The sequence below is a fragment of the Streptomyces sp. AHU1 genome (assembly GCF_045343905.1).
GTDB classification, from domain to species: domain Bacteria; phylum Actinomycetota; class Actinomycetes; order Streptomycetales; family Streptomycetaceae; genus Streptomyces; species Streptomyces triticiradicis.
Window position 1 is genome coordinate 6477048 of the sequence record NZ_CP174283.1, and the last position, 25044, is coordinate 6502091.

A 25044-nucleotide genomic window follows, 5' to 3' on the forward strand; every position below is an offset into this window, starting at 1 on the left:
ACCGTCCGTGAACGGTGCGGGTCTTCACGGCTTTCCGGCGACCGGCCCCTCGACGGAGCCGGTCGCCGCTACTGCTGCGGGGGCGCCGGAGGCGGCGGGTTCTGCCCCTGGTGCGGCGGGTAGGGCTGACCGGGCTGGAACTGCTGCCCCGGCTGCGGCTGCGGCTGCGGCTGCGGCGGCTGCGGGTATCCCTGCGCCGGCGCCTGTGGATAGGGCTGACCGGGCCCCGGCGGGTAGGGCTGTCCCGGCTGGGCGTACGGCTGTCCGGGCTGCGGCTGCTGCGGAGCCTGACCCGGCGCGGGCGCCGCCGGCACCTGCTGCCCGGGAGCGTGGTGCCCGGGAACCCGCTGTCCCGGAACGTACTGACCCGGGACGTACTGACCCGGCATCGGCGGCGCGGCCACCGGCGGCGGGTTGCCGTCGTTGGTCCACAGTCCGTGCGACCGCTGGTGCCGCGCGAAGTCCTCGGCGACCAGCGCGGACAGGTTGAAGTACGCCTCGCGCACCTTGGGCCGCATCATGTCGAGATCGACCTCGGCACCCGCGGACAGGTGCTCGTCGAACGGCACGGCCACGACACCGCGGCAGCGCGTCTCGAAGTGGCTGACGATGTCGTCCACCTTGATCATCTTGCCGGTCTCGCGGACCCCGGAGATGACGGTGATCGACCGCGCCACGAGGTCCCCGTAGCCGTGCGCGGACAGCCAGTCCAGCGTCGTGCTGGCGCTGCTCGCCCCGTCCACCGACGGCGTCGAGACGATGATGAGCTGGTCGGCGAGGTCGAGCACCCCGCGCATGGCGCTGTACAGCAGACCCGTGCCGGAGTCGGTCAGGATGATCGGGTACTGCTTGCCCAGGACGTCGATCGCGCGCCGGTAGTCCTCGTCGTTGAAGGCCGTGGACACGGCGGGGTCGACGTCGTTGGCGATGATCTCCAGCCCGGAGGGCGCCTGGGAGGTGAACCGCCGGATGTCCATGTACGAGTTGATGTACGGGATCGCCTGGACGAGGTCACGGATGGTGGCGCCGGTCTCGCGGCGCACCCGGCGGCCGAGCGTGCCGGCGTCCGGGTTGGCGTCGATGGCGAGGATCTTGTCCTGGCGCTCGGTGGCGAGCGTGGAGCCGAGCGCGGTGGTCGTGGTCGTCTTGCCCACACCGCCCTTGAGGCTGATGACGGCGATCCGGTAGCAGGAGAGCACCGGGGTCCGGATCAGCTCCAGCTTCCGCTGCCGTTCGGCCTCTTCCTTCTTCCCGCCCAGCTTGAAGCGCGACGACGCGGCGGCCGGGCGACCGCTCTTGGCCTTCTGCCGCTTGTTGTTGAGCAGCCGGTCGGACGACAGCTCCACCGCCGCGGTGTAACCGAGCGGGGCCGCACCGGGATTGGTCGGCTGCCGCTGGTCGTGCCGCACGGGCTGCGGCCAGGCGGTACCGGCCCGCGGGTCGACGGGGGCGGCGGGCTGCTGCTGCGCGGGCGGCGGGCCCGGCTGGTACGGAGGCCCCGGCTGCTCGTTCTCCGACTGCGCCGGCGCCGGGTACGGCGGGGCGGCCTGTGCGGGGGGCTGGGGCTGCGCGAGGTCGTAACCGGGCTGCGGAGCCGCTGACTCGGCCGTCGGCTGCGGGAATCCGTAACCCTGCTGAGGAGTTGGGGCCGGGGCCGGGACGTGCGGCGGCACGGCGTCCGACACGGGCGGGACGGCCGGGGCAGGTCCCGGGAATCCGTAGCCGGGGGCCTGGGGGGCGGCCGGCTGGGGCGTCTGCTGGCCCTGGGGCGCGGGGTTCTGCTGCGGGAAGCCGTAGCCCGGGGCGGGCTGGGCGGGTGCCTGCTGCTGCGGGGCGGCCGGGGCGGGCCCCGGGAATCCGTAGCCGGGGGCCTGCGGGGCGGTCGGCTGCGGAGCCTGCTGGTCCTGGGGCGAGGCGGTGTGGGCCGCCTGCTGGTCCCCGGGTGAGGTGTTCTGCTGCGGGAACCCGTAGCCCGGGGCCGCGGTGGGCGGGGCCGCCGGAGCCGGTGCGCCGGGTCCCGGGAAGCCGTAGCCGCCCTGCGGGGCGGGCGCCGGGTCCGGGGTGCCGGGCCCCGGGAACCCGTAACTCCCCCGCTGCGGCGGGGCGGGTACGGGAGCCGTGGGCGCGGGGGCCGGCGCCACCGGGGGTTGGGTCTGCGGCGGAGCCGGTACGGCGTTCTCGGTCCCGGCCGGCTGCACCGGAGCGGGCTGCGGCGCCGGGGGCTGGAACGGCTGGCCGGGCGCGGGCGCGGGGACCGGCGCGGAGGGATGGAAGGGCCGGCCGGGCGCGGGTGCCTGCGCGGCCGGGGGCTGGAAAGGCGCCCCCGGTGCCGGCGCCACGGGCGGCTGCTGCGGCACCGGCGCCTGGTGCGGCACCCCGCTCTGCGCGGTCGGGGCGGGCTCCGTGGCGGCGGGCCACTGGGGGGCCGACGCGGGGGCCGCGGGCTGGTAGGCGGGCGGCAGCGGCGGCAGCCCACCCCCCGGCAGTGGCGGCGGAGCCCAGGCGGGAGGTGTGTCCTGCACCCCCACGGGCTCCTCCGGCCGGACCACGGGCACCGCGTCCTGCGGTTCGTGATCCTGCGGAGCGCTGTGCTGCGGCTCGCTGTGCCGGGGGGACGCGTCCTGGGGAGCGGCGTCCTGGAGCCGGAAAGCGTCGGCGTCGTGGGCCTCGTCCTCAGGACCGGCCTCGTCGTCAGGACCGGCCTCGGCGTCCGTGGAGCGCGGCTCCATGGGGTCCGCGGCCCGATCCGGGACTTCGCCGTCGATCCCGGCCGCGTCGGTGCTCGGCTCCTCGGCGGACCCGGCGGCCGGGGCGGCCCGGTCCGCCACCGGTACGTCGGCCACGCCCGCGCGCCGGGACTGGGAGGCGGCCTCCAACGACCGGTAGGCGAGCACGGGGTCGATGACGGGCGCGGGCTCGGGCGCGCTCGGGACCTCGGCCCGCTCCTCGCCTCGTACCGCGCCGCTGTCGCTGTCGCCCCGGTCGTCACCTTCGGCGGTGCCGGCCTCGGCCTCCGCCGTGTCCTCGGGCTCCGCCGTGTCCTCGGGCTTCGCCGTGTCCGCTGCCTCCGCGCCCTCGGTCTCCGGAGCCTCGCCCCCGGACCCGGCCGCGGGCGCGTCCCCGGTGTCCTCGGCGGCCGCCCGCTGGGCGATCTCACGCTTCAGCGCGACGGCGGAGAACCGCATGGTCGCGCCGCTCTCGAGGTCCCCGTTCCCGGAATCCGGCGCGTCGGGAGCGGAGGGCGTCCACGCCCCCTGGGGTCCGCCCGCGGGAAGGTCCGGCAGAACGGTCGGGCCGCCGACGACGGGAGCCGGGGCAGCCGCGTGGGTCTGTCCGGCGTGGGGCCGCACGACGGCCACCGGAGCGTCCGCCGGGCCGTCCACGGCCGACGCGCTCTCCGAGCCACCTGCGGACGCCGGATCCTCCGAACCCCGCGCCCCTTCGGGCTCCTTCGAGCGCTCGGACCCCTCGGGGCCCGCGGACCCCTCGGGACCGTCGGCCTCCTCCGAGTCCCCCGAACCGCCCTGTGTCCGCGCGTCGCCCGTGCTCCCCGAACCCCCGGCGCTGTCCGAGGCGTTCTGCGTGTACCAGGCGGGCGGCGCGTAGTCGATGGTGAACTCGCCCGTCGTCTCGGCGGCGGACTCGGCGTCGGACTGGTCATCGCCGGGCGTGGCCCAGCCCCCGCGGATCCCGTCCCGATCGCTGTTCACAATTCCTCCTGGTGTGGTCGAGCACCCTCACGTCGTGCAGGGCCGACCGTCTGCTTGTCGTCCGCTGACGTCCACGGACGACCGAGGCCGCCCGAAGTCCGTACGAGACCGCCCGAATTGACCGGCCCCCCGGATAACGCGAGCCCCCCGTCCACGGGTTCAGGCGTCGCGCCCGGTCCCAGCCTAATCACCATGGCTGTTCGCGGGGCAGGCCTGTCCACCCGACCGCGACCGCCCTTTACGGCACACCCTGCCCAGAAGTGGCCCGCACCCGCTCACCATTGACCTCGAAAGCGGACAAACAACGGTGCAAGGTGTCCACTTGTCGCACGGTCGCCCGCCCGGCGCTGCCGTGCCCTCCTCGTCCGTCCGGTGCCCACGTGCCTCCCACGGGGGAACCGCCGCAGGGCGGACGCGCGAGGCGGACAGACGAAAGGGCCGACACGGAGAGATGTCTCCGCACCGGCCCCGGGTCCCGGGCGGAGCCCGTTACTCCGCCTGACCGCCCGCGGGGGGAGCGGGCTCCAGGTCGAACTCGCCGTCCCGGGCACCCAGCACGAAGGCCCGCCACTCGGCCTCCGTGTACCGCAGGACCGTCCCCGGGTCGAGCGAGGACCGCATGGCCACCGCGCCCCCGGGCAGATGGGCGATCTCGACCCGCTCCTCGTGCTCCTCGGTACCCGGCGCGCTCTGCCATTCGACGCCCGAGATGTCGAGGGCGTAGAGCTCGTCCTTCTCCCGCTCCTTGCGCGCCCTGACGTCGTTCTCCGCTTCCTCGGCCATGTTCCGCCGGCCCCTTCCCCACGTACGAATGACCTCTGCCGTCACCCTAGTGGCCCGGTCCGCGCCGTCCGGGAAGGTTCGGATACCCGGACAGACGTATCCGCCCAGGCTGGTACCCTGTGTAACGGCCGTTTGTGTACGCACCCCCGGAGCACCGCTCTGGAGGCCGCGCCCAGCGGATCCCCGCCTCCCGAGTCACGGAAGCTCCCCTGAGAAGTGGACCAGGGGCACTCGGTGGCAGACATTGAGACTACGAGGAGTACGCGTGTCGCTCGACGCCGCTACGAAGAAGCAGATCATCAGCGAGTTCGGCCAGAAGGAGGGCGACACCGGCTCCCCCGAGGTCCAGGTCGCCATGCTCTCGCGCCGCATCTCGGACCTGACCGAGCACCTCAAGACGCACAAGCACGACCACCACTCCCGCCGTGGTCTTCTGATCCTGGTCGGCCAGCGTCGCCGCCTTCTCCAGTACCTGGCCAAGAAGGACATCCAGCGCTTCCGTACGCTGGTCGAGCGCCTGGGCATCCGCCGCGGTGCGGCCGGCGCCAAGTAAGACGCCGTGAAGGGAGCGGTTCCCACTTCTTGGGGGCCGCTCCTTTTGCTGTATGTGCTGCCGTACGCACTCTCTACGTGCGGAGTGTCACCGACGCTTTGTAGTGTGGTAGCACAACGCAATACGCAGGAAACAGCACGTACGAACACAGCGTGACGACGCCGTACCCGCCGGGTAGGGCATCTCACGACAACGAACGAGGAGAAGCGCGCCTCATCGCCGCCGGTCCTCGGTAGTGGCCCCCGGGCGCGAGAGCCCGGGTGCTTCGATCGAAGACCGGCCCGCACGAGAAGGAGCGCTTCTCCGCCACCGTCCCCCTGCCACACGGGCAGGACGGGACGAAGACGAGGAGAAAACGCTAGTGGAGAACGAGACCCACTACGCCGAGGCCGTTATCGACAACGGTTCCTTCGGCACCCGCACCATCCGCTTCGAGACGGGCCGCCTGGCCAAGCAGGCCGCCGGCTCCGCCGTCGCGTACCTGGACGACGACACCATGGTGCTGTCGGCCACCAGCGCTTCCAAGAAGCCCAAGGACCAGCTCGACTTCTTCCCCCTGACGGTCGACGTCGAGGAGCGGATGTACGCCGCGGGCAAGATCCCCGGCAGCTTCTTCCGCCGTGAGGGCCGCCCCTCCGAGGACGCCGTCCTCACCTGCCGCCTCATCGACCGCCCGCTGCGTCCGTCCTTCAAGAAGGGCCTTCGCAACGAGATCCAGGTCGTCGCCACGATCATGGCGCTCAACCCCGACCACCTGTACGACGTCGTGGCGATCAACGCCGCCTCCGCGTCCACCCAGCTGGCCGGTCTTCCCTTCTCCGGCCCGGTCGGCGGCGTCCGCGTCGCGCTGATCAACGGCCAGTGGGTCGCGTTCCCGACGCACACCGAGCTCGAGGACGCCGTCTTCGACATGGTCGTCGCCGGTCGCGTCCTGGAGGACGGCGACGTCGCGATCATGATGGTCGAGGCCGAGGCCACCGAGAAGACGATCCAGCTGGTCAAGGGTGGCGCCGAGGCGCCGACCGAGGAGGTCGTGGCCGCCGGTCTCGACGCCGCGAAGCCCTTCATCAAGGTCCTGTGCAAGGCGCAGTCGGACCTCGCCGCGAAGGCCGCCAAGCCGACCGCCGAGTTCCCGATCTTCCTCGACTACCAGGACGACGTCCTGGAGGCCCTCACCGCCGCGGTCAAGAGCGAGCTCGCCCAGGCGCTCACCATCGCCGGCAAGCAGGACCGCGAGGCCGAGCTGGACCGCGTCAAGGAGATCGCCGCCGAGAAGCTGCTCCCGCAGTTCGAGGGCCGCGAGAAGGAGATCTCCGCCGCGTACCGCGCGCTGACGAAGAAGCTCGTCCGCGAGCGCGTCATCAAGGACAAGGTCCGCATCGACGGCCGCGGCGTCACGGACATCCGTACGCTGGCCGCCGAGGTCGAGGCCATCCCGCGCGTGCACGGCTCGGCGCTGTTCGAGCGTGGCGAGACCCAGATCCTGGGCGTCACCACCCTCAACATGCTCCGCATGGAGCAGCAGCTGGACACCCTCTCCCCGGTGACCCGCAAGCGCTACATGCACAACTACAACTTCCCGCCGTACTCCGTCGGTGAGACGGGCCGCGTCGGCTCCCCGAAGCGCCGCGAGATCGGCCACGGCGCGCTCGCCGAGCGCGCGATCGTGCCGGTCCTGCCGACCCGCGAGGAGTTCCCCTACGCGATCCGCCAGGTGTCCGAGGCCCTCGGCTCCAACGGCTCGACGTCCATGGGCTCGGTCTGCGCCTCCACGATGTCGCTGCTCAACGCCGGTGTGCCGCTGAAGGCCGCCGTCGCGGGCATCGCCATGGGCCTCATCTCCCAGGAGATCGACGGCCAGACGCACTACGTCGCCCTCACCGACATCCTCGGTGCGGAGGACGCCTTCGGCGACATGGACTTCAAGGTCGCCGGCACCAAGGAGTTCGTGACCGCCCTCCAGCTCGACACCAAGCTGGACGGCATCCCCGCCTCCGTCCTGGCCGCGGCCCTCAAGCAGGCCCGCGACGCCCGCCTCCACATCCTCGACGTGATGATGGAAGCGATCGACACGCCGGACGAGATGTCCCCGAACGCCCCGCGGATCATCACCGTCAAGATCCCCGTGGACAAGATCGGCGAGGTCATCGGCCCCAAGGGCAAGATGATCAACCAGATCCAGGAGGACACCGGCGCCGAGATCACGATCGAGGACGACGGCACCATCTACATCGGTGCCGCCGACGGCCCGGCCGCCGAGGCCGCCCGCGCCACGATCAACGGCATCGCCAACCCGACCATGCCGGAGGTCGGCGAGCGCTACCTGGGCACCGTCGTGAAGACGACGACCTTCGGCGCGTTCGTGTCGCTGCTCCCGGGCAAGGACGGTCTGCTGCACATCTCGCAGATCCGCAAGCTCGCCGGCGGCAAGCGCGTGGAGAACGTCGAGGACGTCCTCGGTGTGGGCCAGAAGGTCCAGGTCGAGATCGCCGAGATCGACTCCCGCGGCAAGCTCTCCCTGATCCCCGTGGTCGAGGGCGAAGGCGACGACGACAAGAAGGACGACACCGACCAGTGACGTCGAGTAGCTCCACGACGACGGCCCGCACCTCTTCGGAGGCGCGGGCCGTCGCCCGTACCCAAACCCTCATCAAGGGCGCGAACGGCATCGGCACGGTCCGCAAGACCACCCTGCCCGGCGGCCTGCGCATCGTCACCGAGACGCTCCCCTCGGTGCGCTCCGCCACGTTCGGCATCTGGGCGCACGTGGGCTCCCGCGACGAGACGCCGTCCCTGAACGGCGCCACGCACTACCTGGAGCACCTGCTCTTCAAGGGCACCTCGCGCCGCAGCGCGCTGGACATCTCCTCGGCGATCGACGCGGTCGGCGGCGAGATGAACGCGTTCACGGCCAAGGAGTACACGTGCTACTACGCGCGCGTGCTCGACACCGACCTGCCGCTGGCCATCGACGTCGTCTGCGACATGCTGACCGGCTCGCTCATCCTCGAGGACGACGTCAACGTCGAACGCGGAGCCATCCTCGAAGAGATCGCGATGACCGAGGACGACCCGGGCGACTGCGTGCACGACCTGTTCGCGCACACGATGCTCGGCGACACCCCCCTCGGCCGCCCGGTCCTCGGCACCGTCAACACGGTCAACGCCCTCACCGCGGACCGCATCCGCCGCTTCTACAAGAAGCACTACGACCCGACGCACCTCGTCGTGGCCTGCGCGGGCAACGTCGACCACAACAAGGTCGTACGCCAGGTGCGCGCCGCCTTCGAGAAGGCCGGCGCCTTCAAGAACGAGACGGCCGCCCCCATCGCCCCGCGCGGCGGCCGGCGCGGCATCCGCACCGCGGGCCGCGTCGAACTCCTCGGCCGCAAGACCGAGCAGGCCCACGTCGTCCTCGGCATGCCGGGCCTGGCCCGTACCGACGACCGCCGCTGGGCCCTCGGCGTGCTGAACACCGCCCTCGGCGGCGGCATGTCCTCGCGCCTGTTCCAGGAGGTCCGGGAGAAGCGCGGCCTGGCCTACAGCGTGTACTCGTACACCTCGGGCTTCGCCGACTGCGGTCTCTTCGGCGTCTACGCGGGCTGCCGCCCGAACCAGGTCCACGACGTCCTCAAGCTCTGCCGCGACGAGCTCGACCAGGTCGCCGAGCACGGTCTCTCGGACGACGAGATCGGCCGCGCCATCGGTCAGCTGCAGGGATCCACGGTCCTCGGCCTGGAGGACACCGGCGCGTTGATGAACCGCATCGGCAAGAGCGAGCTGTGCTGGGGCGAGCAGATGTCGGTCGATGACATGCTCGCCCGGATAGCGTCGGTCACCCCCGACGAGGTCCGCTCCGTCGCCCGGGACGTCCTGGGACAGCGGCCCTCGTTGGCGGTCATCGGCCCGGTCAAGGACAAGCAGGCCTCCCGACTGCACGACGCGGTCGCGTGAATCCCGTCTCGGTAAGGAACGAAGCAATGAGCAAGCTGCGCGTGGCGGTCCTCGGTGCCAAGGGCCGGATCGGGGCCGAGGCGGTACGAGCCGTCGAGGCCGCCGAGGACATGGAGCTGGTGGCCGCGCTGAGCCGCGGCGACAAGCTGGAGACGCTGGTCGAGGCCGACGCCCAGGTCGTGGTCGAGCTGACCACCCCGGCCTCGGTGATGGGCAACCTCGACTTCTGCGTCCGGCACGGCATCCACGCCGTGGTCGGCACCACCGGCTGGACCGAGGAGCGCCTCGCGCAGCTCGGCACCTCGCTCGCCGCGTCCCCGAAGACGGGTGTGCTCATCGCGCCCAACTTCTCCATCGGGGCCGTGCTGACGATGAAGTTCGCCGAGGCCGCCGCGCCGTACTTCGAGTCCGTCGAGGTCGTCGAGCTGCACCACCCGAACAAGGTGGACGCCCCCAGCGGCACCGCCACGCGCACCGCCCAGCTCATCGCCGCGGCCAGGGAGCGCGCGGGCAGCGCCCCGCAGCCCGACGCCACGGTGACCGCCCTGGACGGCGCCCGTGGCGCCGACGTCGACGGCGTCCCGGTGCACGCGGTCCGGCTGCGCGGCCTCCTGGCCCACCAGGAGGTCCTGCTCGGCGGCGAGGGCGAGACCCTGACCATCCGCCACGACTCCCTCCACCACAGCAGCTTCATGCCGGGCATCCTGCTCGGCGCCCGCCGCGTGGTGACCACCCCGGGCCTCACCTTCGGCCTGGAACACTTCCTCGACCTCGGCTGAGCCGGGGAACGTACGACAGTTAGCCGGCAGACATGCGCGCGAAGATCACCTATGCCATCACGGCCGCCGTCCTGGTCGTCTATTTCGTCCTGGTCGGCAGCCGGGGGGTGCTGCTCATCCAGAACGGCACCCTGATCACCGTCACCTTCGGGGTCGCGGTGCTCATCCTGCCGGTCATCGGCATCTGGTTCCTGTGGCAGAACACCCAGTTCGTCCGGAAGGCCAACCGGCTCGCCGCCGTGCTCGACGCCGAGGGCGGGCTGCCCGTGGACGAGCTGCGGCGCACCGAGGGCGGCCGCATCGACCGCGACTCGGCCGACGAGGTCTTCGCCCGCCGCAAGGCCGAGACCGAGGACGCCCCGGACGACTGGCGGAGCTGGTTCCGCCTCGCCGTCGCCTACCACGACGCCCGCGACACCCCGCGCGCCCGCAAGGCCATGCAAAGGGCCATCGCCCTGCACGAGGGCAGGACGCTGGAGGCCTGATCGAGGCCGTACGACGAAGGGGCCGGTCCGCACGCTGTGCGGACCGGCCCCTTCGTCTTGGTGTCTCAGGCCCGGCGGTACTCGTCGGCCCACACCTCGATGACGTCCGCCGCCCGGTCGAAGGCCTCGGCGCGCGCCAGGAAGTCGGCGTTGTGCGTGGTCATCAGCGGCGGCACGTCCCCGGGCGCGCGGTCCGCGCTCACCAGCGTCAGGGCCTGGCCCTGAACCGTGCGCGGCAGCCCCAGCCAGCGCACCGGCTGCTGAACCGTGCGCACCGCCACGACCCGCTCCCACGGAGTCGTCCGCGTGACGAAGAAGCCCACCCGGCGCAGCCCCCGGGCACTGACCCACACCCCCATGCGCAGCAGTCGCAGCGCGCACAGGATGACGACCCCCGCGACGGCCATGCAGGCAGCGGCGCCGGACAGCGTCCCGGCGACGGCGATGATCACGGCCGCGACGAGCACGTACGAGGCGAGCAGCAGGACGAGTGCGGCCGCGCCCACCCGCCAGGGACCGGGCCGGTAGGGGCGCCGCCAGCGGTCGCGGTCGTCGAAGGGCAGCGCGACATCCTCCGCCGCCTCGTCAAAGGCGCGGTCCGCCGTCAGAAAGGGCAGGGGCACGACTGATCCTCACTCGATCCACGCATGGGCAGTGCCCGGTGAGGTTATCGAGCCGGTTGCGGGCTCACCACCCTCGGGGGTCCGGAAGGGTCAGCGGCCGTCCGACGCCACGGAGTGCTGCGTCTGCGCGGGCGGCGCATCCTGTGACAGGGCGGGCATTCCGAGGATCAGGGACCCGGCGAGCCCGGCGATCAGCGTGAGGCCGAAGAGCGCGCGGCCGGCCACCTGCCCGGCGGAGGGCCGCTCGCGGGGCGGGGGAGCGACGTTGCTGCGGAACGGGTCGGCTTCGGCGGTGAAGGCGAACGGGACGGGCGCGCTGGGGGCACCTCCCGGCGGTAGCTGGGGGAGGGACATGGGCGGTGCTTCTCCTCTGGGGACCTGCTGGGCACGACGTCAGGGTGATCCGGACGACCGGGGTGATCCGGTGGCGAGCGACGCGAACCGCTCGAACGCGTCCTTCTCGCTCATACAGACGGCCGAACGTTACAAGAGGTGCCCGGAATCACCGAATTCGCAGAAGTTCGCCGATGAATGTCGCGGCCCGGCACCGAAAGCCCGTTGTCGGTGCCGGGCCGTAGAGTGGTCGCCGCCCGAGACAGTGATGGGAAGGACCCTCCGCACCGTGACCGACACCCCGGCCGACGACCTCAAGCCCCTCTTCCGCAGTGATGTCACCGTCGAGCTGATCAAGCACACGGCCTCCGACGCCGACGTGCTGTTCGCCGCCCGTGTCTCCACCGCGGGCGAGCAGTCGCTGGAGGAACTGCAGAAGGACCCGGAGCGCTCCAAGGGCCTGATCAACTACCTGATGCGGGACCGCCACGGCAGCCCCTTCGAGCACAACTCGATGACCTTCTTCGTCAGCGCCCCGATCTTCGTCTTCCGCGAGTTCATGCGGCACCGCGTGGGGTGGTCCTACAACGAGGAGTCGGGCCGCTACAGGGAGCTGGAGCCCGTCTTCTACGTTCCCGGTGAGGACCGCAAGCTGGTCCAGCAGGGGCGCCCCGGCAAGTACGAGTTCGTCCAGGGCACCCCCGAACAGCACAAGACCGTCACTGCGGCCATGGAGGAGTCCTACCGGCAGTCCTACGCCGCGTACCAGGAGATGCTGGCGGCCGGCGTCGCCCGCGAGGTCGCCCGCGCCACGCTCCCGGTGGGTCTCTTCTCCTCGATGTACGCCACGTGCAACGCCCGTTCCCTGATGCACTTCCTCGGCCTGCGCACCCAGCACGAGCTCGCCAAGGTGCCGTCGTTCCCCCAGCGGGAGATCGAGATGGTCGCCGAGAAGATGGAGGCGGAGTGGGCGAAGCTCATGCCCCTCACGCACGCGGCGTACAACGCCAACGGGCGCGTGGCGCCGTAACACGCCTCTACGCACCGGTCCGGCACAGATGTACGGATCAACCGAGCGAAGTGTCCGTATTGCGGCATTTCGCGAAGTTCATCTAGCCTGATCAAACGGACCCGGCACTGCTTGAACCCCCGAGCAGGCAGTGCCGGGTTCCACCCTTGTCGTGCTTTGTCATGGTCCCCGAGGGCAGACCTCGCGGTGAGCAGCGAGTAGCGTATTACCCATGGCTCCGATCTCCACTCCGCAGACCCCCTTCGGGCGGGTCCTCACCGCCATGGTCACGCCCTTCACGGCGGACGGCGGACTCGACCTCGACGGCGCTCAGCGGCTCGCGACCCACCTGGTGGACGCAGGCAACGACGGCCTGATCATCAACGGCACCACCGGTGAGTCCCCGACCACCAGCGACGCGGAGAAATCGGAACTCGTACGCGCCGTGCTGGAGGCGGTGGGCGACCGCGCCCACATCGTCGCCGGCGTCGGCACGAACGACACCCACCACAGCATCGAGCTGGCCCGCGAGGCCGAGCGGGCCGGCGCGCACGGCCTGCTCACCGTGACGCCGTACTACAACAAGCCCCCGCAGGAGGGCCTGTACCGGCACTTCTCGGCCATCGCCGACGCGACCGAACTGCCGGTCATGCTCTACGACATCCCCGGCCGCAGCGGCGTGCCGATCAACACCGAAACCCTGGTGCGGCTCGCCGAGCACCCGCGTATCGTCGCGAACAAGGACGCCAAGGGAGACCTCGGCCGTGCCAGCTGGGCCATCGCCCGCTCCGGCCTCGCCTGGTACTCCGGGGACGACATGCTGAACCTGCCGCTGCTCTCCGTCGGCGCGGTGGGCTTCGTCTCCGTGGTCGGCCACGTCGTCACCCCGGAGCTGCGCGCGATGCTCGACGCGTACCTCTCGGGGGACGTCCAGAAGGCCACCGAGATCCACCAGAAGCTGCTCCCCGTCTTCACCGGCATGTTCCGCACCCAGGGCGTCATGACGACCAAGGCCGCGCTCGCCCTCCAGGGCCTGCCCGCCGGTCCGCTCCGCGCCCCGATGGTCGAACTGTCGCCCGAGGAGACCACCCAGCTCAAGATCGATCTTGGCGCCGGCGGGGTAGAGCTCTGACCACAGACTTCACAACTGAATACGCCTGACCCGCGGGCCACGGGCCTGCACCCCACACAACAGCTACTGCACGAACGTCACGCGCGCCACGTGCCTTGCCAGGCACGTGGCGCGCGTGGTGAGGAGAGTCTTTTGAGTCATCCGCATCCTGAACTCGGCGCACCGCCGGTCCTCCCGAAGGGCGGCCTGCGGGTCACCCCGCTCGGCGGTCTCGGCGAGATCGGCCGGAACATGACGGTCTTCGAGTACGGAGGCCGCCTGCTGATCGTCGACTGCGGAGTGCTCTTCCCCGAGGAGGAGCAGCCCGGAATCGACCTGATCCTGCCGGACTTCACGTCCATCAGGGACCGCCTCGACGACATCGAGGGCATCGTGCTCACGCACGGCCACGAGGACCACATCGGCGGTGTCCCGTTCCTGCTGCGCGAGAAGCCGGACATCCCGCTGATCGGCTCCAAGCTGACCCTCGCGCTCATCGAGGCGAAGCTCCAGGAGCACCGCATCCGGCCCTACACGCTCGAAGTGGCCGAGGGCCACCGGGAGCGCATCGGCCCCTTCGACTGCGAGTTCGTCGCGGTCAACCACTCCATCCCGGACGCCCTCGCGGTCGCCATCCGCACCCCCGCGGGCATGGCCGTCCACACCGGCGACTTCAAGATGGACCAGCTCCCGCTGGACGGCCGTCTCACGGACCTGCACGCGTTCGCCCGACTGAGCGAGGAAGGCATCGACCTCCTCCTCTCGGACTCCACGAACGCCGAGGTCCCGGGCTTCGTCCCGCCCGAGCGCGACATCCAGAACGTGCTGCGCCAGGTCTTCGCGAACGCCAGCAAGCGGATCATCGTGGCGAGCTTCGCCAGCCACGTGCACCGCATCCAGCAGATCCTCGACACCGCCCACGAGTACGGCCGCAGGGTCGCCTTCGTCGGCCGCTCGATGGTCCGCAACATGGGCATCGCCCGTGACCTCGGTTATTTGAAGGTCCCGCCGGGCCTGGTGGTCGACGTCAAGACGCTCGACGACCTTCCGGACCACGAGGTCGTCCTCGTCTGCACGGGATCCCAGGGCGAGCCGATGGCCGCCCTCTCCCGGATGGCGAACCGCGACCACCAGATCCGGATCGTCCAGGGCGACACGGTGATCCTGGCGTCGTCGCTCATCCCGGGCAACGAGAACGCGGTCTACCGCGTCATCAACGGCCTGACCCGCTGGGGCGCCAACGTCGTCCACAAGGGCAACGCCAAGGTGCACGTCTCCGGCCACGCCTCCGCGGGCGAGCTGCTGTACTTCTACAACATCTGCAAGCCGCGCAACCTGATGCCGGTCCACGGCGAATGGCGCCACCTGCGCGCCAACGCCGAGCTGGGCGCCCTGACCGGTGTCCCGCACGACCGGATCGTGATCGCCGAGGACGGCGTCGTCGTCGACCTGGTCGAGGGCAAGGCGAAGATCTCCGGCAAGGTCCAGGCGGGTTATGTCTACGTCGACGGCCTCTCGGTCGGCGACGTCGGTGAGCCCGCGCTCAAGGACCGCAAGATCCTCGGCGACGAGGGCATCATCTCGGTCTTCGTGGTGATGGACGCCAGCACCGGCAAGCTCACCGGCGGCCCGCACGTCCAGGCGCGCGGCTCCGGCATCGACGACTCGGCCTTCGCCGACGTCATCCCGAAGATCACGGAAGTCCTGGAGCGCTCGGCCCAGGACGGCGTGGTGGAGCCCCATCAGCTGCAGCAACTCATCCGCCGCACGCTGGGCAAGTGGGTGTCCGACACCTACCGCCGGCGCCCGATGATCCTCCCGGTCGTCGTCGAGGTCTGACCCTCGGTCAGCTCTCAACCAGGAGCGGAGCACCTCGATTTGCATCGGGGCGCTCCGCTCCAGTACGTTTACATCTCCGCCTGAACGGGAACCCCAAAGCCTTGCGCTCCGGAGCCGGTCCCCGAACGGGGCGGGAATTCCGACTCAGAAAATCTGATAAAGTCGGAGCCGCCGGAAAGGGAAACGCGAAAGCCGGGACCTGGAAAGCACCGAGGAAATCGGATCCGGAAACGGTCTGATAGAGTCGGAAACGCAAGACCGAAGGGAAGCGCCCGGAGGAAAGCCCGAGAGGGTGAGTACGAAGGAAGCGTCCGTTCCTTGAGAACTCAACAGCGTGCCAAAAATCAACGCCAGATATGTTGATACCCCGTCTCCGGCCGATCGGCCGGGACGAGGTTCCTTTGAAAAAGTCCTGCCCCGTTGGGGCAGGCGCACAGCGAGGACGCTGTGAACGACCGGTCCTATTCCGACCGGTTGTTCCGCTCTCGTGTGTGTCAACCGGATTACCGGTAAACATTCACGGAGAGTTTGATCCTGGCTCAGGACGAACGCTGGCGGCGTGCTTAACACATGCAAGTCGAACGATGAAGCCCCTCGGGGTGGATTAGTGGCGAACGGGTGAGTAACACGTGGGCAATCTGCCCTTCACTCTGGGACAAGCCCTGGAAACGGGGTCTAATACCGGATAACACTCCTCAGGGCATCCTGGGGGGTTGAAAGCTCCGGCGGTGAAGGATGAGCCCGCGGCCTATCAGCTTGTTGGTGAGGTAGTGGCTCACCAAGGCGACGACGGGTAGCCGGCCTGAGAGGGCGACCGGCCACACTGGGACTGAGACACGGCCCAGACTCCTACGGGAGGCAGCAGTGGGGAATATTGCACAATGGGCGCAAGCCTGATGCAGCGACGCCGCGTGAGGGATGACGGCCTTCGGGTTGTAAACCTCTTTCAGCAGGGAAGAAGCGCAAGTGACGGTACCTGCAGAAGAAGCGCCGGCTAACTACGTGCCAGCAGCCGCGGTAATACGTAGGGCGCAAGCGTTGTCCGGAATTATTGGGCGTAAAGAGCTCGTAGGCGGCTTGTCACGTCGGGTGTGAAAGCCCGGGGCTTAACCCCGGGTCTGCATTCGATACGGGCTAGCTAGAGTGTGGTAGGGGAGATCGGAATTCCTGGTGTAGCGGTGAAATGCGCAGATATCAGGAGGAACACCGGTGGCGAAGGCGGATCTCTGGGCCATTACTGACGCTGAGGAGCGAAAGCGTGGGGAGCGAACAGGATTAGATACCCTGGTAGTCCACGCCGTAAACGGTGGGAACTAGGTGTTGGCGACATTCCACGTCGTCGGTGCCGCAGCTAACGCATTAAGTTCCCCGCCTGGGGAGTACGGCCGCAAGGCTAAAACTCAAAGGAATTGACGGGGGCCCGCACAAGCAGCGGAGCATGTGGCTTAATTCGACGCAACGCGAAGAACCTTACCAAGGCTTGACATACACCGGAAAACCCTGGAGACAGGGTCCCCCTTGTGGTCGGTGTACAGGTGGTGCATGGCTGTCGTCAGCTCGTGTCGTGAGATGTTGGGTTAAGTCCCGCAACGAGCGCAACCCTTGTTCTGTGTTGCCAGCATGCCCCTCGGGGTGATGGGGACTCACAGGAGACTGCCGGGGTCAACTCGGAGGAAGGTGGGGACGACGTCAAGTCATCATGCCCCTTATGTCTTGGGCTGCACACGTGCTACAATGGCAGGTACAAAGAGCTGCGATACCGTGAGGTTGAGCGAATCTCAAAAAGCCTGTCTCAGTTCGGATTGGGGTCTGCAACTCGACCCCATGAAGTCGGAGTTGCTAGTAATCGCAGATCAGCATTGCTGCGGTGAATACGTTCCCGGGCCTTGTACACACCGCCCGTCACGTCACGAAAGTCGGTAACACCCGAAGCCGGTGGCCCAACCCCTTGTGGGAGGGAGCTGTCGAAGGTGGGACTGGCGATTGGGACGAAGTCGTAACAAGGTAGCCGTACCGGAAGGTGCGGCTGGATCACCTCCTTTCTAAGGAGCATCTAGGCCGCCAGGTTCTGCCTGGTGGTCCAGGGCCATTACGTCGGCAGACGTCCGACGGTGGTTGCTCATGGGTGGAACGTTGATTATTCGGCCGGATTCTCGGGCCGGAGACTTGCAAGTACTGCTCGCAAGAGCGTGGAAAGCATGATCTCCGGACAGGTTCCGGCCGGGCACGTTGTTGGGTGTCTGAGGGCACGGCCGTAAGGCTTGCTTTCAGTGCCGGCCCCAGTGCACTCGAACCACTGGTTCGGGGTGATGGGTGGTTGGTCGTTGTTTGAGAACTGCACAGTGGACGCGAGCATCTGTGGCCAAGTTTTTAAGGGCGCACGGTGGATGCCTTGGCACCAGGAACCGATGAAGGACGTGGGAGGCCACGATAGTCCCCGGGGAGCCGTCAACCAGGCTTTGATCCGGGGGTTTCCGAATGGGGAAACCCGGCAGTCGTCATGGGCTGTCACCCTTGCCTGAACACATAGGGCAAGTGGAGGGAACGCGGGGAAGTGAAACATCTCAGTACCCGCAGGAAGAGAAAACAACCGTGATTCCGGGAGTAGTGGCGAGCGAAACCGGATGAGGCCAAACCTCAAGCGTGTGAGACCCGGCAGGGGTTGCGCTTGGGGGGTTGTGGGATCTCTCTTCTGTCGTCTGCCGGCGACAGGACGAGTCAGAAACCGTTGACGTAGGCGAAGGACATGCGAAAGGTCCGGCGTAGAGGGTAAGACCCCCGTAGTCGAAACGTCAGCGGCTCGTTGGAGAGACACCCAAGTAGCACGGGGCCCGAGAAATCCCGTGTGAATCTGGCGGGACCACCCGCTAAGCCTAAATATTCCCTGGTGACCGATAGCGGATAGTACCGTGAGGGAATGGTGAAAAGTACCGCGGGAGCGGAGTGAAATAGTACCTGAAACCGTGTGCCTACAAGCCGTGGGAGCGTCGGGCAAGCACTTGTGCTTGCCTCGTGACTGCGTGCCTTTTGAAGAATGAGCCTGCGAGTTTGCGGTGTGTTGCGAGGTTAACCCGTGTGGGGAAGCCGTAGCGAAAGCGAGTCCGAACAGGGCGCCTTTAGTAGCACGCTCAAGACCCGAAGCGGAGTGATCTAGCCATGGGCAGGTTGAAGCGGCTGTAAGAGGTCGTGGAGGACCGAACCCACCAGGGTTGAAAACCTGGGGGATGACCTGTGGTTAGGGGTGAAAGGCCAATCAAACTCCGTGATAGCTGGTTCTCCCCGAAATGCATTTAGGTGCAGCGTCGTGTGTTTCTTGCCGGAGGTAGAGCACTGGATAGGCGATGGGCCCTACCGGGTTACTGACCTTAGCCAAACTCCGAATGCCGGTAAGTGAGAGCGCGGCAGTGAGACTGTGGGGGATAAGCTCCATGGTCGAGAGGGAAACAGCCCAGAGCATCGACTAAGGCCCCTAAGCGTACGCTAAGTGGGAAAGGATGTGGAGTCGCAGAGACAACCAGGAGGTTGGCTTAGAAGCAGCCACCCTTGAAAGAGTGCGTAATAGCTCACTGGTCTAGTGATTCCGCGCCGACAATGTAGCGGGGCTCAAGCGTACCGCCGAAGTCGTGTCATTGCAGCAATAAGCCCCAACGGGTGCTGTGATGGGTAGGGGAGCGTCGTGTGCCGGGTGAAGCCGCGCCGGAAGGCAGTGGTGGACGGTTCACGAGTGAGAATGCAGGCATGAGTAGCGATACACACGTGAGAAACGTGTGCGCCGATTGACTAAGGGTTCCTGGGTCAAGCTGATCTGCCCAGGGTAAGTCGGGACCTAAGGCGAGGCCGACAGGCGTAGTCGATGGATAACCGGTTGATATTCCGGTACCCGCTGTGAAGCGTCAAACATCGAACCAGGCGATGCTAAGTCCGTGAAGCCGCCCCGGAGCCTTCGGGCAAAGGGGAGTGGTGGAGCCGACGGACCAGACCTGCAGTAGGTGAGTGATGGGGTGACGCAGGAAGGTAGTCCAGCCCGGGCGGTGGTTGTCCCGGGGTAAGGGTGTAGGCCGTGTGATAGGCAAATCCGTCACACATCAAGGCTGAGACCCGATGCCGAGCCGATTGTGGTGAAGTGGATGATCCTATGCTGTCGAGAAAAGCCTCTAGCGAGTTTCATGGCGGCCCGTACCCTAAACCGACTCAGGTGGTCAGGTAGAGAATACCGAGGCGTTCGGGTGAACTATGGTTAAGGAACTCGGCAAAATGCCCCCGTAACTTCGGGAGAAGGGGGGCCACGTCCGGTGATGAGTCTTGCACTCTGAGCTGGGGGTGGCCGCAGAGACCAGCGAGAAGCGACTGTTTACTAAAAACACAGGTCCGTGCGAAGCCGTAAGGCGATGTATACGGACTGACGCCTGCCCGGTGCTGGAACGTTAAGGGGACCGGTTAGTCAAGATTCGTCTTGGCGAAGCTGAGAACTTAAGCGCCAGTAAACGGCGGTGGTAACTATAACCATCCTAAGGTAGCGAAATTCCTTGTCGGGTAAGTTCCGACCTGCACGAATGGCGTAACGACTTCTCGACTGTCTCAACCATAGGCCCGGTGAAATTGCACTACGAGTAAAGATGCTCGTTTCGCGCAGCAGGACGGAAAGACCCCGGGACCTTTACTACAGTTTGATATTGGTGTTCGGTTCGGCTTGTGTAGGATAGCTGGGAGACTGTGAAAGCCGCACGCCAGTGTGGTGGGAGTCGTCGTTGAAATACCAGTCTGGTCGTGCTGGATGTCTAACCTGGGTCCGTGATCCGGATCAGGGACAGTGTCTGATGGGTAGTTTAACTGGGGCGGTTGCCTCCTAAAGAGTAACGGAGGCGCCCAAAGGTTCCCTCAGCCTGGTTGGCAATCAGGTGTTGAGTGTAAGTGCACAAGGGAGCTTGACTGTGAGACCGACGGGTCGAGCAGGGACGAAAGTCGGGACTAGTGATCCGGCGGTGGCTTGTGGAAGCGCCGTCGCTCAACGGATAAAAGGTACCCCGGGGATAACAGGCTGATCTTCCCCAAGAGTCCATATCGACGGGATGGTTTGGCACCTCGATGTCGGCTCGTCGCATCCTGGGGCTGGAGTCGGTCCCAAGGGTTGGGCTGTTCGCCCATTAAAGCGGTACGCGAGCTGGGTTTAGAACGTCGTGAGACAGTTCGGTCCCTATCCGCTGTGCGCGTAGGAATATTGAGAAGGGCTGTCCCTAGTACGAGAGGACCGGGACGGACGAACCTCTGGTGTGCCAGTTGTCCTGCCAAGGGCATGGCTGGTTGGCTACGTTCGGGAGGGATAACCGCTGAAAGCATCTAAGCGGGAAGCCTGCTTCAAGATGAGTATTCCCACCCCCTCGAGGGGTTAAGGCTCCCAGTAGACGACTGGGTTGATAGGCCAGATCTGGAAGCCCGGTAACGGGTGGAGGTGACTGGTACTAATAGGCCGAGGGCTTGTCCTCAGTTGCTCGCGTCCACTGTGTTGGTTCTGAAACCACGAACAACCGTCGTAGCCGTATGGCCTCGGCTCCGGTTGACAGTTTCATAGAGTTTCGGTGGTCATAGCGTGAGGGAAACGCCCGGTTACATTCCGAACCCGGAAGCTAAGCCTCACAGCGCCGATGGTACTGCAGGGGGGACCCTGTGGGAGAGTAGGACGCCGCCGAACAAAATTTAGAGAGCTGGTCCCCGAACTTCGGTTCGGGGACCAGCTCTTTTTTGTTTTGCTTTACTTGTCGTTCACGTTGCGCGACCAGTATCCGCGCCATGGGTACTGCTGCAATGCTCAGGGCCGCGGGCGTCGGAGCCGGTGACGAGGTCGTCGTTCCGGCCTTCGGGAACGTGGAGGTCGCCGATGCCGTGACCCAGGCCGGCGCCACGGTCGTCTTCGCCGACATAGACCCGGTGACGTACTGCCTGGACCCGCAGGCGGTGGAGGCGGTCATAACTCCCCAGACGGCGGCGCTCGTTGTCGTGCACCGCTTCGGGCGGACGGCCGACATGGTGCGGCTGCGCGGTCTGGGACAGCGGCACGAGCTGCTGGTGCTGGAGCAGGGCGAGTCCGAGGCGCCGTACGACGAGATCGCGCAGCGCAGGGAGCGGGCCGCCTATCTGGATGGCCGCCTCAGCGGTGTGCGCACACCGGCCGGCGGCGACGGCCACACCTATCAGCAGTACGTCGTCCGGGTGCCCGGCAACGGACGTCCGGACCGGGACGCCTTCGCACGGGCCGTACGGGCCAGGGGAGTCGAGTGCAGGGTGCCCGTGAAGACACCGGTGCACCGCCTGCCCGGGTTCCGTCGCGACGTACAGCTTCCCGAGACCGAGCGGGCCGCCGACGAGACCCTCTCGCTGCCCGTGGACGGGACGTTGACCAAACGCGAGATGCAGCGGATCGTCTCCGTCTGCAACGCGCTCGGCGGACTGCTGCAACCGGCCTTCTGATCAGGACCGGACTGGTTGGGAGTACGGTCCGGTTCAGGGTATGATCTCTCTTGTCGCCGCGAGGGAAACCTCAAAATGACAGGCCCCCCTAGCTCAGTCGGCAGAGCGTCTCCATGGTAAGGAGAAGGTCAACGGTTCGATTCCGTTGGGGGGCTCAGGAAGAAAAGGCCTCCGCCCTTGTGGGCGGGGGCCTTTCGCATGTTCCGGACCGGCGGAACCCGGCTCCGGGGACCGAGGTCCCGGGAGCGTCGGTCCGTCGGGTCTCAGTCCGTGGGGAGGCCGGGAACGCGCATCGCCAGGATCGCCATGTCGTCCGACGGGGCGTCGGAGGCGAAGCGTTCGACCGCGCGCATGATGCGCGCGGCGACGGCGCCGGCCGTCAGTCCCGTGCACGTGGTGAGGACGTCCGCGAGGCCGTCGTCACCGAGCATGCGGGTGCCCTCGCGGCGCTCCGTGACACCGTCCGTGACGCACAGCAGGACATCGCCCGGATCGAGCGTGACTCTCTGCTCGTACAGCTCCAGGTCCTCCATGACACCGAGGAGCGGCTGCGGTTCGGCGGCCGGCTCGACCGTGCCGTCCTGGCGCAGGCGCAACGGGAGCGGGTGGCCGGCACAGACGACCTTCAGGACGGCGCTGCCGTCCTCCTGGGGCCACAACTCGCCGTAGAGGAGGGTCAGGAAGCGGCTGCGGGCGCCCTCGTCGAGGATCGCGGAGTTCAGCCGCTCCAGAACCGCGGGGCCGCCGTAGCCCTCCCGGGCCAGCAGGCGCAGCGCGTGCCGGGCCAGACCCGTGACCGCCGCCGCCTCCGGGCCCGTACCGCAGACGTCGCCGATGGCGAAGCCGTACGCGCCGTCACGGATGGGGAAGAGGTCGTAGAAGTCGCCGCCGACCTCGTTGCCCTCGCCGGCCGCGCGGTAGATGACCTCGACCTCGACGCCCTCGATCTGGGGGAGTTCCGGGGGCAGGAGGCTGCGCTGGAGGGACTGGCTGATGGCCGTGCGCTCCGAGTAGAGGCGGGCGTTGTCCAGTGCGAGGGCCGCTCGCCGGGAGAGGTCCTCGGCCAACTCCAGGATCTCCTGGCGGAAATGCTCGTCCGACGGCTTGCCGAGGGTCAGCATGCCGATGACACGGTTGCGGGCGACCAGGGGCAGGACGACGGTCTCGCCGCCGACCGCCGCGGCCGTCGCCAGCGTCGGGCCGATGCCGGACCCCGTCGACGTGTGCTCGCCGAGGCCCAGACTGCGCATCGAGGTCCGCAGGGCGGCGTCGTGGGCGGCCGCGGCCGGTGCCGACCAGACCCGGGCGCCCGGGGTGGGCACCGGGTCGGGCGGGGCGATCTTCGAGAGCAACGCCTTGAGGCCGTCGATGAGTTCCTCGTCCTCGTGCAGGACGTACGAGAGGTAGGGCTCGGAGGCCTGGTCGGCGATCGTGTACACGGCGCACCAGGTGGCCAGGGTCGGGACCGTCATCTGCGCCATGAGCGCGAGCGTCTGGTCGCGGTCCAGGGTGCCGGCGAGCAGGTCGGAGGCCTCGACGAGGAAGGACAGCGAGCCGCGGCGCAGACGTTCCAGCTCGCCGAGGCGGGCCGATTCCACCGCCAGGGCGATGCGGTCGGCGGCGAACTGGAGGCGCAGGGCCTCTTCGTTGGAGTAGCGTCCCGGCGATTCGGCCGCGACGCCGAGGGAGCCGGTGAGGCGGCCCTCGACCTTCAGCGGGACGGTGACGACCGAGCGCATGCCGGTGCCGCCGAGGAGCGGTACGGCGCCGGGGACGAGGGTGAGGTCCTCGTGGACGGCGGGCATCCGGGCCGAGCCGTAGCGGCCGGGTCCCGCCTCGACGGGGACGCGGGCGAAGCGCTGGCGCGCGGACGGCAGGCCCGTGGAGGCGCGTACCTCCAACTCCGTCTCGTCGTCGGTGGCGAGGAGCAGGAAGGCCGAGTCGCCGTCGAGCATGTCGCGGGCGCGTTCCACCGTGCGCTGGAGGAGGCCGTCGAGGTCGTCCGGGGCGGGCGATCCGATGAAGACCTCGAACGGATCGGTGGCCTGTCCCTCCGCGTGGGCGCCCGGGTCGGAGGAGGGTCCGCGCAACGGGGTCTGCAGGACGGCGCGTTCGTGGTCGCGCACGAGGAGGCAGACGGTGGAGGGCTCGCCGCTCGTGTCGCGGACCCGCAGGTGCGAGGCGTACACCGGGGTGACGCGGCCGTCGGCGCAGCGGACGCCGTAACTGCCCTCCCAGCGGGAGAGTTGGAGGGCTTCGACGATGCCGGTGCCGGTGCCGGGGGTGTGCGGCCAGGCCGCGAGGTCGGTGAGCGGTTTGCCGGTGACCTGCTCGGCCGCGTACCCGAAGAGTTCCTCGGCGTCCTCGTTCCAGGCGTTGATGGAACCGGCGCGGTCGATCTGGACGACCGCGACGCGGACGCGGCCGTCGGCCAGGGGGAGGAGGTCGGCGGGGAGGGAGGGGCCGGCGGCGCGGGTGCCGACCGCGCGCTCGGGGAGGTCGAGCCGGAACCAGACCCGCTTGTGGGTGGGCGTGTAGTCGACGCCCCAGCGGCGGGCCAGGGCCGCGCAGAGCTGGAGGCCGCGGCCGCCCTCGCGGTCGGGGCTGCCCATGTTGACGGCCGTGGCCTGGAGCGGGATCTCGCGTTCCGGGTAGCGGTCCGCCACCTCGATGCGCACGCCGTCGTCACTGCGCAGGCACAGGACGTCGGCGGAGGTGCCCGCGTGCACGACGGCGTTGGTGACCAGTTCGCTCGTCAGGACGACGGCGTCGTCGACGATGTCGGCGAAGCCCCAGCCCTGGAGCGTGTCCCGGACGAACGAGCGGGCGGTCGCGACGGACCGGCCCACGGGTTCGAAACTGGCGGCCGCGCGCGCGGTGATCACAGAATTCCTCGTCCGGTCGTCGGCATGCGGGGGTCCGTGGCCGACCCGCTCCTGCGTGGGCAGAGCGTGGTGTCCTGTCGGCCGGGGATCCTGGGGTGTCTCCCCGGGATGCAGTCCGGTGGTCATGGTGCGGTGCCCCTCCGATGCCTGCCCGCTCGTGCTCGTGCCACCGCCCAGGCCGGACGGGACCGGCACGGCTGGACAGCCGCTTGCAAGGTTACTTACCTTCGCGGCCCCCGCGGATGCCGGTCACGGGTGTTTCCGTCCTGAGGGGTTCGGTGTTTCCGTTCGGACAGGTGCGTGTGGTCGCCTCCGGCCAGGACCGGAGTTCTGTCCCGAGGGTGTGCGGACGATGTGCGAAGCTGCCGAACTGTTATGGCCTGGTTCGGCCGGGGTGAAACACTGGGCAGGTTCCAGGAGAAGGTCCGGGCAGGTCGCATGCCTCCCGCGCACCACGAACAGAAGTACCCCGGCACGAGCAGAAGTACCGAGCAGAAGCAGCAGAAGTACCGAAC

The 25044-nt window shown here is 68.3% G+C and carries 14 protein-coding genes, 1 tRNA gene and 3 rRNA genes; 13 read left to right on the plus strand and 5 right to left on the minus strand.

Features of this window, described 5'->3' with window-relative positions:
• Positions 1–68: 68 nt before the first annotated feature.
• The gene (locus ACICHK_RS28905) at positions 69–3710 is read right to left on the minus strand and encodes an SCO5717 family growth-regulating ATPase (RefSeq protein ID WP_406839146.1); all 3642 of its coding nucleotides are present in this window, start codon (positions 3708–3710) and stop codon (positions 69–71) included.
• Positions 3711–4199: 489 nt separating this feature from the next.
• Positions 4200–4493, minus strand: coding sequence for a DUF397 domain-containing protein (locus tag ACICHK_RS28910; protein WP_151474856.1), 294 nt, complete (start codon positions 4491–4493; stop codon positions 4200–4202).
• Positions 4494–4758: 265 nt separating this feature from the next.
• On the opposite strand from ACICHK_RS28910, the gene rpsO reads away from it, so the two are divergent.
• From rpsO to ACICHK_RS28935, 5 genes are all read left to right on the plus strand, one after another.
• Positions 4759–5046, plus strand: a complete 288-nt coding sequence (gene rpsO / locus ACICHK_RS28915; protein ID WP_103552223.1) for a 30S ribosomal protein S15 — start codon at positions 4759–4761, stop codon at positions 5044–5046.
• A 361-nt stretch (positions 5047–5407) separates the two neighbouring features.
• Entirely contained in the window at positions 5408–7624 is a 2217-nt protein-coding gene (locus tag ACICHK_RS28920; protein WP_103552224.1) for a polyribonucleotide nucleotidyltransferase, read from the plus strand.
• The gene (locus tag ACICHK_RS28925) at positions 7621–9000 is read left to right on the plus strand and encodes a pitrilysin family protein (protein WP_151474857.1); all 1380 of its coding nucleotides are present in this window, start codon (positions 7621–7623) and stop codon (positions 8998–9000) included. Before ACICHK_RS28920 ends, ACICHK_RS28925 begins: the two co-directional genes overlap by 4 nt.
• A gap of 26 nt (positions 9001–9026) precedes the next feature.
• Entirely contained in the window at positions 9027–9779 is a 753-nt protein-coding gene (gene dapB / locus ACICHK_RS28930) for a 4-hydroxy-tetrahydrodipicolinate reductase (protein WP_406839147.1), read from the plus strand.
• Between the two features lie 32 nt (positions 9780–9811).
• Positions 9812–10264 (plus strand): hypothetical protein, encoded by a 453-nt coding sequence (locus ACICHK_RS28935; protein WP_151474859.1) that lies wholly within the window; start codon positions 9812–9814, stop codon positions 10262–10264.
• Between the two features lie 65 nt (positions 10265–10329).
• On the opposite strand, the gene ACICHK_RS28940 is transcribed toward ACICHK_RS28935, so the two are convergent.
• On the minus strand, positions 10330–10887 hold the full coding sequence (locus ACICHK_RS28940) for a hypothetical protein (RefSeq protein WP_406839148.1): 558 nt from the start codon (positions 10885–10887) through the stop codon (positions 10330–10332).
• Positions 10888–10977: 90 nt separating this feature from the next.
• Entirely contained in the window at positions 10978–11241 is a 264-nt protein-coding gene (locus tag ACICHK_RS28945) for a hypothetical protein (RefSeq protein ID WP_406839149.1), read from the minus strand.
• 268 nt (positions 11242–11509) lie between these two features.
• On the opposite strand from ACICHK_RS28945, the gene thyX reads away from it, so the two are divergent.
• The 8 genes from thyX (at position 11510) to ACICHK_RS28985 (ending at position 21799) form a co-directional block, all read left to right on the plus strand.
• Positions 11510–12250 (plus strand): FAD-dependent thymidylate synthase, encoded by a 741-nt coding sequence (gene thyX, locus ACICHK_RS28950; protein WP_406839150.1) that lies wholly within the window; start codon positions 11510–11512, stop codon positions 12248–12250.
• 211 nt (positions 12251–12461) lie between these two features.
• Positions 12462–13361, plus strand: coding sequence for a 4-hydroxy-tetrahydrodipicolinate synthase (gene dapA / locus ACICHK_RS28955; RefSeq protein WP_406839151.1), 900 nt, complete (start codon positions 12462–12464; stop codon positions 13359–13361).
• Positions 13362–13493: 132 nt separating this feature from the next.
• Complete coding sequence (locus ACICHK_RS28960) at positions 13494–15179, plus strand: ribonuclease J (protein ID WP_103552231.1); 1686 nt, start codon at positions 13494–13496, stop codon at positions 15177–15179.
• Between the two features lie 516 nt (positions 15180–15695).
• Positions 15696–17221, plus strand: a 16S ribosomal RNA gene (locus ACICHK_RS28965).
• Positions 17222–17539: 318 nt separating this feature from the next.
• A 23S ribosomal RNA gene (locus ACICHK_RS28970) occupies positions 17540–20662 on the plus strand.
• 89 nt (positions 20663–20751) lie between these two features.
• Positions 20752–20868: ribosomal RNA gene (gene rrf, locus ACICHK_RS28975) — 5S ribosomal RNA — on the plus strand.
• Together the 16S, 23S and 5S rRNA genes form the textbook arrangement of a ribosomal RNA operon.
• A gap of 113 nt (positions 20869–20981) precedes the next feature.
• A complete protein-coding gene (locus ACICHK_RS28980; protein WP_406841343.1) occupies positions 20982–21644 on the plus strand; it encodes a DegT/DnrJ/EryC1/StrS family aminotransferase in 663 nt (220 codons plus the stop codon).
• Between the two features lie 82 nt (positions 21645–21726).
• Positions 21727–21799: transfer RNA gene (locus ACICHK_RS28985), tRNA-Thr, on the plus strand.
• A 108-nt stretch (positions 21800–21907) separates the two neighbouring features.
• Here the strand turns inward: ACICHK_RS28985 and ACICHK_RS28990 are convergent.
• On the minus strand, positions 21908–24655 hold the full coding sequence (locus ACICHK_RS28990; RefSeq protein WP_406839152.1) for a SpoIIE family protein phosphatase: 2748 nt from the start codon (positions 24653–24655) through the stop codon (positions 21908–21910).
• Positions 24656–25044 lie beyond the last annotated feature (389 nt).